General features: G+C 60.4%; 9 protein-coding genes. 3 read left to right on the top strand and 6 right to left on the bottom strand.

The genetic code is table 11. The features are described 5' to 3' along the window. Positions 1 to 21: 21 nt before the first annotated feature. The 4 genes from E1K68_RS11960 to E1K68_RS11945 form a co-directional block, all read right to left on the bottom strand. Complete coding sequence (locus E1K68_RS11960; RefSeq protein ID WP_212614140.1) at positions 22 to 4,452, bottom strand: SpvB/TcaC N-terminal domain-containing protein; 4,431 nt, start codon at positions 4,450 to 4,452, stop codon at positions 22 to 24. Next, positions 4,449 to 9,128, bottom strand: a complete 4,680-nt coding sequence (locus tag E1K68_RS11955; RefSeq protein ID WP_212614139.1) for a neuraminidase-like domain-containing protein — start codon at positions 9,126 to 9,128, stop codon at positions 4,449 to 4,451. The genes E1K68_RS11960 and E1K68_RS11955 overlap by 4 nt, the downstream gene beginning before the upstream one ends. A 34-nt stretch (positions 9,129 to 9,162) precedes the next feature. Next, positions 9,163 to 11,799 (bottom strand): Tc toxin subunit A, encoded by a 2,637-nt coding sequence (locus E1K68_RS11950; protein ID WP_212614138.1) that lies wholly within the window; start codon positions 11,797 to 11,799, stop codon positions 9,163 to 9,165. A 183-nt stretch (positions 11,800 to 11,982) separates the two neighbouring features. Continuing rightward, positions 11,983 to 12,459, bottom strand: coding sequence for a hemerythrin domain-containing protein (locus E1K68_RS11945; protein ID WP_003191732.1), 477 nt, complete (start codon positions 12,457 to 12,459; stop codon positions 11,983 to 11,985). Between the two features lie 299 nt (positions 12,460 to 12,758). On the opposite strand from E1K68_RS11945, the gene E1K68_RS11940 reads away from it, so the two are divergent. Then, positions 12,759 to 12,965 (top strand): hypothetical protein, encoded by a 207-nt coding sequence (locus E1K68_RS11940; RefSeq protein ID WP_003191730.1) that lies wholly within the window; start codon positions 12,759 to 12,761, stop codon positions 12,963 to 12,965. A gap of 60 nt (positions 12,966 to 13,025) precedes the next feature. Here the strand turns inward: E1K68_RS11940 and E1K68_RS11935 are convergent, their stop codons facing one another. Together E1K68_RS11935 and E1K68_RS11930 are read right to left on the bottom strand one after the other, a co-directional pair. Continuing rightward, entirely contained in the window at positions 13,026 to 13,586 is a 561-nt protein-coding gene (locus E1K68_RS11935; RefSeq protein ID WP_003191729.1) for a type 1 glutamine amidotransferase domain-containing protein, read from the bottom strand. 30 nt (positions 13,587 to 13,616) lie between these two features. Beyond that, complete coding sequence (locus E1K68_RS11930) at positions 13,617 to 14,120, bottom strand: DUF4142 domain-containing protein (protein WP_034135757.1); 504 nt, start codon at positions 14,118 to 14,120, stop codon at positions 13,617 to 13,619. Between the two features lie 196 nt (positions 14,121 to 14,316). Between E1K68_RS11930 and E1K68_RS11925 the strand changes: the two genes are divergently transcribed. Together E1K68_RS11925 and E1K68_RS11920 are read left to right on the top strand one after the other, a co-directional pair. Beyond that, complete coding sequence (locus E1K68_RS11925; protein ID WP_003191725.1) at positions 14,317 to 14,526, top strand: hypothetical protein; 210 nt, start codon at positions 14,317 to 14,319, stop codon at positions 14,524 to 14,526. A gap of 178 nt (positions 14,527 to 14,704) precedes the next feature. Beyond that, positions 14,705 to 15,499 carry a class II aldolase/adducin family protein gene (locus E1K68_RS11920; RefSeq protein ID WP_003191724.1) on the top strand — a complete coding sequence of 265 codons (795 nt, stop codon included), beginning with the start codon at positions 14,705 to 14,707 and terminating at the stop codon, positions 15,497 to 15,499. Positions 15,500 to 15,514: the final 15 nt, after the last annotated feature.

The following is a 15,514-nucleotide window of genomic DNA, read 5'->3' as shown; positions in this document are numbered from 1 at the left end:
TGTAACGGCCCGGCTCTGTTGTCAGGTTGGCGCGCGAGTGTCGTTCTCGTCCTCAGCGATGCTGTACCAGGCCCAGTAAGTCTGACGCCGTGTGTCGCCATTGGCAGTGAGCACGCGCACCGGGCGTCCCAAGGCGTCATAAAAGTGTTGCTCGCTGGGGCGCGCGGTATTGAAGGCCGCATCGTCGATATAGCCGGCACGGTCGGCGAAGTAAGGTCGCCAGGTCCGCGCCAGGCCACCCTGGTTGTCGTACTCCACCCGGCCACTGATCCGCCAACGGTTCGCTGAGTCTGTTTGCTCGGCGCCTGCGCGCAATAGACCGCTGTCTTCGACCTGAAAGGCTGGTCCCGGCGCAGCTTTTTCCTGGGTTTGCCGCACTCGGCCAAAACCGTCGTTGAAGGCCAGGGCGACATGGGTCTGCCGGTCCTGCGAGGTTCCTTGCCAGCGGTCGGCATGCAGCACCACGGCATGCACGGGCACTTGCCTGGTCGCCCGAATCAGGCGTTTGAGGGTTTGATGATGGGCCTGCGGGTCGGTCAGGCTGTTGAGCCGCACCCAGGCCGAGGCGCGAATATGCCCGCTGGGCAGCAGGTAAGCGCTGCTGACCCAGGCTGCCTGGAGACTGGCGGACGGGATTTGTCCCATCCAACTGAACACATCGTAGACGCACGCACTCTGGGCGTTGAGCAAGGCTGTCTGCGGATCGGCCAGCGCCTGCGTCGGCCCGTAGTCGAGCGCGCGGGTGAAGGACTGGCGAGTGTCATGGCCGACAGGTTTGCTCTGCTCTTCGCCCTTGAGGCCGGTCGCCAGCAAATGCCCGTGGGCATCGTAGTGTGCATACCGCTGGGTACGCTGCGCATCGGTCACCAGCACCGGCAAGCCCAAACGATAGTCGTACTGTGCCTGGGTCGAGCAGCCGTCGGCCGATTGCACCTTGATAACGTGCAGCCCATAGGCATCGTATTCAGTGTGCGTGAACCCGTGGCTCAGACTCGCCTGATGACGACGAGGCCGGTAGAAGGTGTCGGCTTGGCCATACCGGGTGTAACCCTGGCCGAGCGACCACAGGGTGATGGCCTCGTCACGCCCAGCGGCGGGCGACAGGAACGCGGTCAGGGGCCGATAGTGCTGTTCGGTCAGCGTGGCAGTGATAGCGCTGTCCTGATACACATCCAGGGCCTGTTGATCGAGTTCGGCTGTTTCGACGTAAGCGAGCAGGGCCTGAAAGTTCGCGGTTCCGGGCGGTAAGGGGGCAGTGTGTTCGGCCAGGCAATAATGCTGCCTCCACAGCCCGCCCAGTTGGCGTTGGGCATCCGGCCCCAGCGGGTTGGACGAGCCCTCGGCGACAAAGTGCTCATAGCTGATGGTGCTACCCGATAACGCCTCTTTGCTCAGCACCAGCGCGTTATTGCGTTGCTGGTAGGGCAGCCGCAAGCGCCAGCGCTGCGCGGCATCCAAGTGGATGAACTCGGCGCAGGTTTCGCTCAGGTAATAAGCCTGCTGCGCCGGGTCGTGCGCGTCGCGCCACCACTGCTGCTCGTGGGCCAGCGCCGCTGGCGCAGAGTCGCCGGCAGTCTTGCGGCGGGCATAATCGACCACCACTTGCTGCAAATTACTCGCGTAGCGGTCCCAGCGCAGATTCAGGGTGTGCTGGCAGCAAGGGTCATCCTTTTGGCGCTCGTAACGACAGGTCATCGATTCCACCAGCAACGGCAGCAGAACGGCCGGCTCGCCGGCCTTGGGCGAAGGCTTCACTTGGCGCACCAGATAGCGCTGTTGCTGCACTGAGTATGGCACTGCCTGCTGCGGCACATCGGCGGCGGCATACACCTCTTCGCGCAGTAGGCTACCCGCCAGCGCACGCTGCATGGCGCGCAAGGTCGAGGCACCGGGTGTGGCGATCAGCGTGTCGCGTGTGTGGCCGGCTTCCAGTTGGCTCAGCAGGGACGGGCCGAGCGTGGGGGCCTGCGGGTCAGCCGCGTAAAACGCTTCGCGCGGTGGGGCCAGCGTGTTGAACCAGCGCTTGGTCAACACGCCTGACGGTGCGTGGGTATTAGGTGGCTGAGCGGTTTGCAGCACCAGGCCGAAGCCGATGAACTGGCGCTCGTCACGGTCATAGCTGGCTTCGCGGTAACAAAAGTATTGGGTCGAGTGGTTGCCACTGACCAGGTCCTTTTGCCGTTGCCGTTTGACCACTGGCAGGGGGAACGCAAGGCTACTGTCCTGGGCCATTCCCAGTGTCTGCCAGTGGTGTTTCTCATCGAGCCATTCCTGGGCGCTGCTGCGGTAGCGCAATTGGGTGGCCGCTCCCATGTTGTTCAGGGTGGCTGTTAACAGATACGGTTTGACGCTGACAAAGTCATAGCGCCAATGCTGCGGTCGGATGTGCGGCACACTCAGGATCAGACTGGAACAGCCCAGGCCTTGAAGGTCGGCGAAGCTGACCTGGCACGTAGCGTCATGGCGCATCCCCTCGGGCCAGCGCAGCGTCATCGGTGCCGATGTCAACCCGTTGCCGGCGCGGTTCATGTAGACCTGTAAGTGGTCGGGTGCCAGGTAAATCAGGTCCACGGCGCCTGATCCATCCAGGTCGGCGAGGCGAATGTTGGCGGCATCGAAGGTGGCAGGGTCGAACGCCAGTGGGGCGAATACAAACCCCTTGCCGAAGCGACCACGCCCGAGGTTGGGCCAGCACTTGAGTTCGTTATGGCGAATGCGTACCAGGTGTTGTTGACCGCTGCCGAGCGGGTCGCAAAAAGCGATCAGCTCTGTCGGCGTATGGCTGAGGGTTGGTAGCCCGTCATCGTCGGGCCCATGGCGCACGTCCTGGCCAGGATCAAAGCCTCCGTCCTGGCGCTGCGCATACAGGCGCACGCTGCGGCTGCCGATCAGGGCCAGGTCCAGCCTGCCGCTGCCCATCAGGTCGGCCAGTTGCCCGTGGGGGTGGAAAAACTCCTGGGGCATCGCCGCAAAAGGCACAAACCCCGACCATTGCCGCTGCGAGTCGAGGCTGAAAAAGCCGCTCAGCCCCGGTTGCGCCACCACCCATTCCAGATGCCCATCGCCGTTAAGATCCGCCAGCGCCTGGCGCGTGGCCTGGGTGCTATCAGCGAGGGGAATGCGTGGCAACGCCTGCCAGGGCCCATACGCCAGCGCATTGCTGTCAGCTGGGCCGGGGGCCCTCAGCGGCTCGCGGTAGTACCAGCTTTTATCGGTGCGGTGCAGGATGCCCGGCAAGCCGTCGCGGTACAGGTCGACCAGCTGGTAATGCTGCCCGTCGTTGATGCCCGCCATGGCGTCGAACGTTTGGTAGTGCGCGGTTTCCAGTGTCGGCCCGAAGACGCTGTAGGCCAGTTCCAAGGGCGGCCAGGCACTGGCGGTGCCTTGGGCGTCATAGGCCTGGTTGTGCACGGCGAACAGGCAACTGCCGATGGCGTGGCGATCGGTGTACTCCAGCAACATGCGCCGCGTCAGCACCGGCTCGGCGCCCAGGCTCGGCTCGTCGGGGAAGTAATGAAACATCAGCACTTGTTGGCACAGCCGCCGGGTGCCGAGCTCAAAGCCATAGGCATAACTGCTGATCGGGTCGTTGCGGACCGGCCAGGCGTGTTGTTCGGCATAGGTCGGCACTTGGCTCAGGCCAGTGTGGCGTTCGCCATAATCCAGCAGCAGTTCGAAGTGCCATTGCTTGTCAGCGAGGGCGTCCGCGCGCCACAGCGCCAGGTGCTCAAGGGGCTTGAGGTTGCCATAGCACACCCGCGCCAGATAACGCTGGGCGCGATAGTCCCTGGCGGCGCTTGGCGGCTGGTCGTCGCGTTTGTAGTGGTAATAGATCTGCTCACCCAGCGGGTTGAAGCTTTCCTGCAACAGCCATTGGGCTACACGTGGGCTGTTGTTCGGGTCCGCACAGCGCGCGATCTGCGTCTTGCCGAACAGGTGCACGCAGCCGTCCGCACCCTGAACCAGCCAGAATCCGGCCTTGTCGCTGGGGGTGGACCAATGCTCGATACGGTCGAAGTGCGCTTCTATCACCGGAAAATAGCGCACCACCCGGTGGGGTTCATCCAGGGCCAGGCCGTTATAGTGGTCCCAGGTTGTGGCCCGAATTGCGCCGTCGGCATCACGCTCAGGGATCATGTCGATACCTTGGGGGCTGGTGAAACGGTCGTCATCACCGTAGGCCGGTACGCCCTTGCGGGTATCACGGCTGATGGCGCCTGCCGACACCGCCCAGCCGAGTCCGAAGGGCCCGTTGCCCTGGGAACTGCGATAACCCAGGCTCAATGCAGGCGTGAAGCCACGGCCCGGCGAAACCGGCAAGGGCACCTCCAGGCACGCTTCGCCCCGTGTGCCCACGGCGCCCCATTGCGCGCTGGGGCCCTGGATGGCGCCACCGCCCTTGGGCAGCGCAGGAATCTTCGGTTCCAGGAGGTCGGGCGGCTGCACGCTCATCGTTGACCTCCGGTGTTTTTAGCGGTGTAGCGCAGGTGCACGATGATATCGGTGAGGGATTCGAGCAGGGCGTTTTGCCGGGTGTGGTTGGGAAAGGTCAGTTGCCAGGCGGAGATGGCCCCGGTGTATTCGAACGGCAGGTAACGCTCGTCACTGTCGAAGTTCAAGGTGAACAATCCGCTGTCGTTGAGCCCGCTGGACAGGGCGATTTGCTGCTTGGCGCGCAGGTCTTTTTTTACCGCAGCTTCGGTGTGTTTGGCCGCAGGGGTGAGGTGCGTGGTGTTGGTGGTCTGGGTGAGGATGGCCTTGATATCTTCATAAGGCCCCAACGTGGCAGGCAGGGACACGCTGAGGTGCTTGACGCGCCGCAGATAGTGGCCGGGGTAATCGTCGTCGAACAGCTTGAGGGTCAGTTCAAAGGTCAAGGTGCCAGTTTTCACCAGGTCAGCTTTAAGCGTGGCCCAGGGCTTGTCGCGCGTCGCCACAGGGTCTTTGCTGTGCAGATGGCGCAACGACACGGTTTTAGTGATCTCCAGCAAACGTTCGTTGTGGGTGAGGTAGGCGCTGCTCATGCTCAGCAGGTTGTGCTTGAGCGCTTCGCCGGCACTCAAACCTCGGTATTGATGGGTCCAGGGCTGGGTTTGAATGAAGTGCTTGTCCCACTGCGCGCGCTCTTCCTGCCAGCAGGCTTCGGCCGCCAGGCACAGTGACAGCGTCGAGTCATAGGCCTGGTAGTAGAAGGTCGACAACTGGCCGTTGAGCCATTGATACAACTGGGCGTTGGTGAAGCGTTTGCCGAGCTGGTCGTACAGGGTTCGTGCTTGGGTGAAGCTGGCCTGGGCCAGGCCCAGTTGCAAGCGGGTATGGGCTTCCTGCTCGGTGTAAGCCTGCAGTTGGGCGTCGACCTGGGCCAGTTCAAGGCGTGCCTGCTCCAGCGTATGGGCCCACTCGGTGGCGCGCCGGGCGAACAGGTCGGCGCGGTCCAGGTGGGCTGCGTTGGCGCGTTTTTCATTGGCAATGCCTTGGGACGCCGCGTGCAGCGCGTGAAAAGCGCCCTCGTAGCGCACGCCGCCGTTGGAGGTGCCGAAAATGTTCGGTATCAGCATGGCCAGGCCCGCGCCGGCTTGTGCCACGGCGGCGGCGGTGTCCCAGCGCGCACTGTCCTGGTACTCCTGGGTGGCCTGCGCTTCGGCCGGGCTGATGCCACGTTTGAGTTGCTGTTCAAAGAAGGCTACCCGCGCTTGGACAATGCTGCGCCCTGCCAACAGCGCCTCTTTGTTCCTCGCATCGAACTGCACGGCCTGGGCCTGTTGCTCGACGGCCAGCCTGGCCAAGTCCCAGGCTTGCTGTTGCTGGGTTTCCAGGTACTGGGCCTGCTCCTTGCGTTCGAACAATGACAACAAGGTCGTCCCCAATTGGATAAGGTTGTCGACTGCCTGCAACGCGTGCCCCAGCAGTACCTGGAAGCGATAGTGCGCGGCCTGAGCGGTGCGCAGCGACGGACGCAGGCTGACGCCGGCAGATCCTTGCTGGTAGGCAGCGAGCAGCGTTTGCGGCGACAGCGTGGCGGTGTACAGCGGCAGGCTCAAGGGCTTGCCGGTCAGGTCCAGATGATGGCGCAGGTTGTGCAGGCGAGATTCGATTTTGTCCCAACGCAGCAGCAAGTCTGGGCTCAGGGACCGACACAGCCGCGAGGTGTTCGCAGGCACTGCCTTGCTGTCGAGGGTGGAAGGGTTTTGCAGTTTGTCCAGGGTCGTGGTTGCCCAAGGATCTACCGGGTTGAGTGGCGGTCTTGGCCCGAGCAAACCCTTGGCGCGGATGTACCACAATTTGGCTTCGGCCAGGCTGTCACGGGTCAGTTGCCGGTAGGCCGCATCCCCGCGATTGAGCAGAATGTCGACGTACAACAGATACAGCGCCTGGCGAAAATGTACTGCACTGCTTTTCGCCAATGGATGGGACAAGGAAGAGGCGCGGTGCCCTTGTGGCGTACTGGCAAGCAGCGCGGGCAGGCGCCAAACGTCAGATGGGTGGACGGGATCGAACACGTAGCGTATCCACGTTTCGGCCTCGGCGTATTGCTGTTCCTGGTTCAGGCGTTGCGCCAACAGCCAGGGCAGGTAGAGAAACAACTCCCAGTAATACACGCCATAAGGGCCCTGGAAGTCCAGTGAGCTGGTGTCTTTTTCGTCCGGCAATGGCGGCTCGCGCCAGGCATCCGGCGCCAAGGCGAACAGCTGCTGCAAACCTGCGCCAGCGGTTTTTGCCAGGAGCCCCGCCACGCAGGTGTTGGTGCGTATGGGCGCTCGTTTGTTTTCAGGCTTATCAAGAGACTCGATGGTGGACCCGTTGAAGTCGATGAACTCTGCCGTGCCATAGGGCGGGGTAGCGAGTCGCCGGATAAACGGAGCCAGTGGAATGATCGGGGTGCTGTTATTGGGCGGCAGGGTGAAGGTCGCGGTTTTCAACGCGTAGCCCAGGATGATGGGGTCGGGGTAGTGCACATCGCTCTCCAGCAGCAATACGCCGTGAATCAGCGTCAATGAGGAAACCGTCGTGCTAGTGAGATCCTCGTGGTAGGGGTGCAAGGTCTTGGGGGAGAGTTCTATCTGCGCTTCAAGTGTGTGCGTCTCGGACAGTTCGGTGAAGGTGTCGCGCAGGGTGCGCCGGGAGGCGTCTGCCAGGCCGACGAGTACCGTGTTATTGCGGTGGGGGCTTTCTGGTAAGGCGCTTTGTCCCTGCTTCGGATACATCAATACGGGTTTGTACAGGCGTTGTTTCTGTTGAACCTGGACCTTGTCTAGCAACAGATCGTAGGCGTGGCTGTTGGACTCCGCCTGGTGGTTGTAGAACGACAGGGTAGCGGTGTAGGTCGCGTCCGGGGTGTTGAAAAAATAGTCGAAGGCTTCCTCGCTGATGCGTTTGTCGCGCAGATTGAATGTCGTGCTTTTCGGGTTTTCTTCATCTTTTCCAATCTGCGGCAGGGTAAAGGTCGCCGGCTGATTCGCTGCATTTTTTATGAAGTGGGCATAGCTGACCCCGGTCTCATTGCACTTGAGGGTCAAGTCGATACGCACGTTGGAGAAGGTTGCCAGCTTGGCGCCCTCCAGAAATATTTCAGCGGTGGGGCCTAAAGCCAGCGTCGCGTTTTGGGCAGGCCCGCTGGTGCTGAGTGTGATGGTCAAATTGACCAGTGCATCTGCCTTGCTGAACCTGACAGTGCGGTGCGGCTCGAAGCGTTTTTCCAGGCGGGTGGTGACCTCCAGCACTGACGTCGTGCGGTCGAACCGGATATCGCTTTCAGCCGAAAGACTGCGGATATGCTGCTGATGGTCTTCGTAATTCCAGCCATTGGTGGTGTGATGGGGCGTTTGGTTGTCCAGGGTATCGACTTTGACCTGGACCGTTTCGGGCGCCCTGAACTGAAATCTGGCCCTGTTGTGGTGCCCGAACAGGGCCAGGTAGCGCCCGGCCAGTTCCGACTCTTTATGCCAGGAGAACATCCGCCGCGTGCTGCCCAGGGTTTCAAGCCAATGAACGTTGAAGTGTTGATCCAGCCGCACCGCTTGAAAGAAATGCCGATGCAGGCCGTTGTGCGAGGAAGCCGTTTGATGGTTCGGCTGTGCGCTCAGGCCCAGGAACAGTGACGGCGGTTGGCTTTTTGAATCGAGTACGGCGATGGACGCCGTGGCGCTCATCAGGTCTTCCGAGCTCAATTCGTCCAGGCCCTGTGCCAGGCTGTATTCCTGAATGCAGGCCTGCGGCACGCTCCAACTGTCATCCAGTTTTTTATAGGAAAAGTACAAGCGCAACTGTAGATAGGTCGTCTTTATCCGGGTTTCCAGCCGTTGCTGGTATTCCTTCTCCGATTCGACATCGCCTCGTCCAATCGGGGTGATATCTCTCGACGACGATGTGGGGTTGATGCATTGAGCCCACACCACGAAGAGGCGCCCATTGAACACCACCGGACGAATCGTCTGCTCGGGGACGTTATCGTCAATCGACAGCGGCAGCATTTGCCAACCGGACCAGGCTGCCGGGGTGGCCGCGTCGCCCGAGGCCATCTTCAGCGTGCGCCAGTAATAGGTGTTTTCCGAGCTGGACTTGCCGGTGAAGTAATAAGTACTGCTGGCGAAGCTGTCTTTATCACCGTCTATATAGCCATTGAGGGTCTTGATGTTGGCGAGCGTTTCGAAGCCGCTTAAGTAACCGTGGACGGCGGTGTGCAGCGGTGCAGGCTCGATACGAAATTGATTGAGCTGGTTTTCCAGTTGCCTGAAGTTGTCGCTTTTATCATGACGCAAGGTGGGGCTCAGAAAGCTTGCCGGGTAGTGCTGGAGTTGCTGGTGCGCACGCCACAGCGAATAGGACTGCAACTGGTCCTGCCACTCGGTCTGTTCGTCAACGCTCATGCCCTGTCCGTCGTAGCCAGGCTCCAGGCCCAGGTAAATGCCGTTGATGTACTGCTGCACGCTGGCAATTGCACTGGCGATACGGGTGGTGGGTACCGTATGGCTGACTTGAGGGTCGAGCAGCCAGTAGGCATAGACATCGTCGACGGTCTTGACGGTGTCGGCTACAGCCGTGTCTTCAGGCAGTACGCTATTGAGGTAGAACCCCAGCATCGCATCGCGCAGGTGTTCGTTGAGGTGTTGCGTGAGGGTGTCAGACATGGTCATTCCTTGAACCGGTCGAAATACAACGGGGTTATGGCGCTGCGGCGAACAATGCGGAGCCGACGTGTTGCCAGTCTTCATTCATCAAGGTGGCATGCAAGTCGGTCGCCTTGAGCAAGGCCCTGGCAGAGAGCCCGGTGAGCCTGACGGCTTCATGGCAACGCAGGAGCCAGTCCAGGTCGGCCAGGGTCTTCACCTGCTTGGCAGGCAGGTATTCAACGAGCAGGTTGATTTCATCGACATCCCACTGCAGCAACGCGGCCAGTTGCGCGGTGCATGCTCCATCGTCAGTCAAGGTGGAGCCTTTATCGGAGGATGAATTGGCGCACTGCAAGTAGGCGAGCACGCTGTCCTGTGCCAGCCCGTAGGTGTTGAGGCAATGGGCAAAGCGTTGCAGCAGGTACAGCGTGTTCAGCGTCAGCTTGAGCAACGAGGCCGGTGTGTGGTCCGGGCTCAGCCAGTGCGGATGGAGCACAAACGCCTGCAGGGCCTCACGGCTCACCGCCAGCCCCAATGACGCTTCGGCATCCGGCAGGCTCAGCAGCACATTTTTGTGCAGCTCCGTAGTGGATTCGGCAGTGGCAGTGCGGGCAATCTGGCGGACCACGAGTTTGCGCCATTGCAGGTGCGCTGCCGGGTCGCCGGCAAGGTGCACCGGGTCACTGAGCAGCGTGTCGATTTTCTCTTTCAACGGCTGCATTTGTTGGTAGAACGCGCCCAGCTTCTTGGCCACTGCTTGTTTGGCGTCGTTGTGCAGAACCGCGTTGTGTTCTGGGTCCAGGCTCAGGGGGTGGGTTTCGATAAGCTGCACCAGCCCATTGGGCAGCTCTTTGGGCGGCGCAGGCTTGAGCAGCGGTTGGCTGTGCAGCAGCCCTTGTACGATGAGGGCATGCCAGGCAATGGGCGCGGCCTTGGTATCGGCCTCGGGCTGGGGCAATGACAGGTCAGCGAGGTCTTCTTGCGCCAGCAGGCCATGTCGGGTCAGCTCGACCATGTCATCGAGTTGCGTGATGTACGCCTGCACTGGGGGCGGCGGGGATTGGGCGTCCAAGAGCAATTGACGGCGAAGCTGATCAACCGTTTGCCCAGTGTCATTGAGCCAGGTGACCAGCCAGTCCATTTGCATCAGCACATCGAGCAGGTCGGCGGGTGCATTCACGCCCGAGCGACGCAGGCTCGGGTTGACCAGTTGGCCGGTGTAATCCTTACCGCCCAGCAGCGCCGCCACATGGTAGCTGTCGAGCACTGACAGCCCGAACAACTGCGCGATCCGGGCTTGGCGATATAGCGCGCTATAAAATGTAAGCGTCGGGCAAGCAGCGGGCAGATGCAGGCGGGCCTGCTTGATCAGCCAGTGCAACGAGGCCGGGGTGTCGCTCAGGTGCAGGCCGGTGCAGAGCTGGTGGCGGAGCGTTGTGGGGATTTCCTCCCTCAAGGCCAGGGTCGGCCTGTCCAGCGTCAATGCCTGGCCAGGCAACGGGCCGGGGTTGAACAGCTGGTCGTACAGCGACAGGCGAGTACCGGGTGCCCACACCGGTATCTCATCCAGCACGGCGGCAAAGGCTTGCAATGACAGGCTGTAGCGGCGTTCCAGATAGCGATAGACGCCCAGTGCGCGCAGGGTATTGTCGTTGGCGGGCCGCGCCGGGTCGCCCTCGTGTTCACGCCGCACCACGCTCGTCGACAGGGCGTCGAGTGCGTCGAAGGGCAATTGCGTCCAGCGTTGCAGGCGGATCATTCGGTGCAGGCGCTGGTAACGTTCCCATGAGGTATTGAGCAGGCGCGCACCACCCTTGTCCTGTGTAGTGATCGACAGGGACGACTGGGTCGCGCCGGCCTCGGTGATCGGCCCGTTCACGTACGCGGCACCGTTGTGCAGGCGCAGCTTGGCCGGCGGCGTTGGCAGGGCGCTTGCCAGAACATTGCTCGACAGCACCGGCACATACTTGCCGCAGGCCAGTAGCGCTTCGGTCTGATCGGCGGTGAGTCCGGTTTTCTGCAACCAGTGGGACAACTCCTCAAGGGGCTGCTCCTGGGTACCATAGTGCTGGGTAAAAAAATCTTCTGCCTGTACGTCTCCCGTTCTTATTAACAAAGGCTCCGTCAATAACACCTGCTGGGCAGGGCTCAGCCCGGACAGCAAACGTTGCGCTTCATAGGCCTCGTGCCTGACCACGCCGTAAGTGTTTTGCGCACGCTGGCTGGTGGGCAGCTTGAGGCTGATGCGGTAACTGAGTTCGCCCAGCTGTAGCTTGCCGCCGGACAAACCGAGCCAGCACTGGCGATGCGCACGTTCGAACGGCAGCACGAAGGGGAACCGTTGCTTGCCAAGCACCTCATCAAGGGAACGGCCGCGGTATTCACGGCGGGTTTGTTTGAGGTGAGCGTCGATCTGGCGCGACAGGGTTTCGTTGATCATCGAGAGTTGAGGAATCACAGCGCTGAGGCTACGTTCGTCCAGGGGCAGTGTCTTGAGTTCGGGGCGACGCTGGTCGAGGGTGACCTTGGGCTGTATGCCTTTACCGCTTTTTTCCAGCGCTTGGGCAAACAGGTATAACGCCTTCAGGTAGGCGATCGGGGAGTCGATTGCCGCCATGGAAGAGGCCGAACACAGCAGGTGCCAGTCCTCTTTGAACAGGTGGGTATAGGTGGGGGAACGCGCGTCCATTGTGATGAATCTCCTGAAAGCCCGCGGCCACTGCCGAGGGCCATGGCACGCTAGCATGGGGCGCCAGGCCGGCTCGGTCGGCCGGATCGCTGAGTGAGCGAGGAGAAATCATCGGTGTAGATCGATAGCGCGACAGTGCCTGTGGGTCACTGTCGCGCGAACCTTGCGGCGAGGAGGTAGCCGTTACGCGGCCAGCGGTTTTTTCGCCATGGCTTTTTTGTGCGCGGCCTTCATCGCTTCCATCTCGGCCCCCAGCTCTTCGAGCAGCGCTTTACCCAGCAGTTTCTTGGCCTGAGGGAACATCTCGGTTTCTTCTTCTTCGATATGGTGCTCAAGCAACTCCTTGACCACTTTGACGCGACCGGAAAACTCGGTGGACGAGGGGTCGGTTTTTTTCAAGTCCGGCAGTACCAGCGAGTCGACGGTGCGGTGCTCTTCCTTGGCTTCGTGGTACATGATGTCCTGTTCCTTGCCCCCGGCTTTTCTGAACGCGGGGTAGAGGATCTCTTCTTCGAGTTGGGTATGCAGGGTGATCTCCATTTCGAGTTTGGCCAACAACTCGGTACGCTTTTTTACCCCGCGTTCAGTGGATTCGCTTAACTGGGTCAGCAGGGTCTTGACGCGTTCATGGTCGGCTTTGAGCAGGTCGATGGCGTTCATAGGTAACCTCACGGGGGGGATGCGGGCGTGTCGAAGTGCACGCCTCGTGGTGAGGAAGGTTGCATCAGGCGTACCAACTTTTATTGTTAAAAATTATCTTATAAATCAGTTGGTTGTATTTTTCTGTGTGCTTGGAGGTCGTGCAGCTTGCATGGTCGGGCCGGGTTGAGATTGCACAACGCACAACGGGTTGCTGACGCTCCAGCGCAACGGGCGGCCATAAAGTGTGGCCAGGAAAATTCTAATGGAACCCTTGGGGCATCTGCTTGACCTAACGCTTAGACTTCAGGAGGTGAATCATGCAAATTGAATATATCTGGATCGTATTGGCGGTGGTTCTGCTGCTCTTGGAACTCTGGGCGATCAATATCGTTTTGCGCAGCACTGGCGGATGGGAGACCAAGGGGTTGTGGGTGGTGGTGCTGGTGTTCGTGCCGCTGCTGGGGTTGATTGCGTGGGCAATGTTCGGGCCCAAGCGTGAGATGGCGCAGCAGCGTAAAAGCTGAAGCGGTGAGTGATAAAAAACAGGCGCCCATCGGGCGCCTGTTTTCATTGCGGTCAACCGATCAGCCGCCGACGGCCTTGGCAATCGCCTCATTGAACGCCGGTAGATCGTCCGGCGTGCGCGAGGTGATCAAGGTCCAGCCATTGGCCTGGCACTCTTTAACCTCGGCATCCACCACGCCGGCAGCGCCGGCGTTTTCAAGGTCGATGCGCACGCTTTTATAGGCAGTCAGGGTTTTGCCCTTGACCACGCCAGCGTCGATCAGGGTCCATGGCCCGTGACAGATTGCCGCGATGGTCTTGCCGGCCTGCACGAACTCATTGATCAAGCGCAACGCGGCGGCATCCTGGCGCAGCGTATCGGCATTGACCGTGCCGCCCGGGATGACCAGCGCATCGAAGTCGGCGCTGACAACATCCGACAGTTGCACGTCGGATTCCACGGTCTGGTCTTTTTCCGTGTCGCCGACAAATGTCTGGGTAGTGCCCCCTTTGCTGGAGGCGTGCGTCACGGTCGCGCCGTAGCCACGCAGCGTCTCCAGCGGCTTGAGCAGTTCGTCGCGCTCGATACCGGTGTTGGAGGTGATGACGAGGATGTGCTTGCCGTTGAGTTGCGAGCTCATGGTCGAGTGTCTCCTGGGGTCATGGATCGATTAATGGGCGTATTTGGTTTGCAGTTCCTTGGCCATTTTCAGGTGGGCTTCAAGGGTGGGCAGGGTCTTGGTGGCGAAGGCTTTCAGCTCGGGATTGTCCGAGGAGGCCGCTTCTTTCTTGAACAGTTCGACGGTTTTTTCATGGGCCACCACCTGGTTGTTGGCGTAGGCCTTGTCGAAGGATTCATCGCGCATTTCCAGGATGGCTTTTTTCGCCTTGTCGGTGAGCGCAGCGTCATCGGGTACTTCGATATCGAGTTTTTTCGCCAGGGCCATCAGTTCCTGATTGGCTTTGGTGTGGTCGGTGACCATATGCTCGGCGAAGGTTTTTACGTCCGCCGAGCTGCTTTTTTCCAGGGCCAGCTTGCCCGCTTCCACCTCGGTGATGCCGCCCTGTGCGGCGTTGTCGACAAAGTCGTTGGAGGTCGCCGCCATTGCGGTGGACATCGAGCCAGCAATCAGCATGAAGGTAAGGCCCATCGGTTTCATCAGTCGAGTTTTCATGGTGTCTCTCCTTGGAAATGGCGGGATGCCGTTACCTGACTGTTGAATCGAGAGGTGGGTAAAAGGTTTAAATTTTTTTGCGCTTTTTTGCCCAGTGGTGAGGCGAGGCAATTGACTTGAACCAATCCGGATTCGCAGGGTTCTGCTGCACAGGGCCGTCATCTCAGCGGCTCGCCATTGCCAGGAGGATTGCACTATGACCGTTCATAAGACTACCGATAAAACCCCCGACCCCATCAGCTCTGAAGACGCGCAAAAAGGTAATGCCGAGGCCACCAAAGGGCAGACGCTTGAACCAGCCAATCCCAAGACCGAAACCATCGACAAAGTCGTGACGCCGACCTCGATCAAGGACATTGAACGGCAAACGGATGCAATCAATGAGAAGCTCAACAACGGGCGTTGAACCTGCTGAGTTGATCGGTGGCGAGGGCGCTTGCTCCCGTGGCGGCCTGAAAGCTGCCACTGCTGCTTTTTTATAAATAAATATAATAATTAGCTTAGATTAAAATGTGCTTTTTATTATTTATGACCATCCCCTAGTCTTGCTTGGAGTCCCTTTAGGCCATCCAGGAAGATTTGCCATGAGCAGCGTCACGCCGATTTCCAGTGTCTTGAGCAATGTGCGCCAGCGGGTCACACCGCAAGAGTGGGAGGTGCGGGTCAAGCTGGCCGCAGCCTACCGACTGGCGGCGTTGTACAAGTGGACTGATCATATCTACACGCATTTCTCGGCCCGGGTGCCAGGGCCCGAGGCGCATTTCCTGATCAATGCTTTTGGGCTGTTGTTCGACGAAATCAGCGCCTCCAACCTGGTCAAAGTGGATCTGGACGGCACTATCGTCGATGACCCCACCGGCCTGGGCATCAACTACGCCGGCTATGTGATCCATAGCGCCATCCACGGCGCGCGCCATGACTTGCAAGCGGTGCTACACACCCACACCCGCGACGGTATAGCGGTGTCGGCCCAGAAGCAGGGGTTGTTGCCGATCTCACAGCACTCTATCGCGTTCTCGGGTCGTGTGGCTTACCACGGCTACGAGGGCGTGGCCCTGGACCTGGATGAGCGTGAACGGCTGGTGGCGGATCTGGGCGACAAGAGTGTGATGATCCTGCGTAACCACGGCTTGTTGACGGGCGGCGTCAGCGTCGAGCATGCCTTCCAGCAACTACAAAGCCTGGAGCGGGCCTGCAACATCCAGATTGCGGCACAGGCAGCGGGGAATGCCGAGTTGATCTTCCCACCCGCAGAGGTGGTGACAAAGGTTGAACAGCAAGCCAAGGTATTCAGCAATGGCGAAGGACCGGGCGTGGCGCGGCATTGGAATGCGCTGGTGCGCCAGCTTGAGCGTACCGATACCGACTACAAGAACTGAGTCGCTTATGGATGG

The sequence above is a fragment of the Pseudomonas sp. B2021 genome, from assembly GCF_018135665.1.
GTDB classification, from domain to species: Bacteria; Pseudomonadota; Gammaproteobacteria; order Pseudomonadales; family Pseudomonadaceae; genus Aquipseudomonas; species Aquipseudomonas lactis.
Note: the sequence above shows the minus strand (reverse complement) of the source record. Positions and strands in the feature narration are given on the sequence as shown.

Bases quoted from the DNA above. Each gene is read 5' to 3' on its own strand.
- E1K68_RS11925 (WP_003191725.1), top strand. From the start codon at position 14,317: ATGACCGTTCATAAGACTACCGATAAAACCCCCGACCCCATCAGCTCT.
- E1K68_RS11945 (WP_003191732.1), bottom strand. From the start codon at position 12,459: ATGAACGCCATCGACCTGCTCAAAGCCGACCATGAACGCGTCAAGACC.
- E1K68_RS11920 (WP_003191724.1), top strand. From the start codon at position 14,705: ATGAGCAGCGTCACGCCGATTTCCAGTGTCTTGAGCAATGTGCGCCAG.
- E1K68_RS11960 (WP_212614140.1), bottom strand. From the start codon at position 4,452: ATGAGCGTGCAGCCGCCCGACCTCCTGGAACCGAAGATTCCTGCGCTG.
- E1K68_RS11935 (WP_003191729.1), bottom strand. From the start codon at position 13,586: ATGAGCTCGCAACTCAACGGCAAGCACATCCTCGTCATCACCTCCAAC.
- E1K68_RS11955 (WP_212614139.1), bottom strand. From the start codon at position 9,128: ATGTCTGACACCCTCACGCAACACCTCAACGAACACCTGCGCGATGCG.
- E1K68_RS11930 (WP_034135757.1), bottom strand. From the start codon at position 14,120: ATGAAAACTCGACTGATGAAACCGATGGGCCTTACCTTCATGCTGATT.
- E1K68_RS11950 (WP_212614138.1), bottom strand. From the start codon at position 11,799: ATGGACGCGCGTTCCCCCACCTATACCCACCTGTTCAAAGAGGACTGG.
- E1K68_RS11940 (WP_003191730.1), top strand. From the start codon at position 12,759: ATGCAAATTGAATATATCTGGATCGTATTGGCGGTGGTTCTGCTGCTC.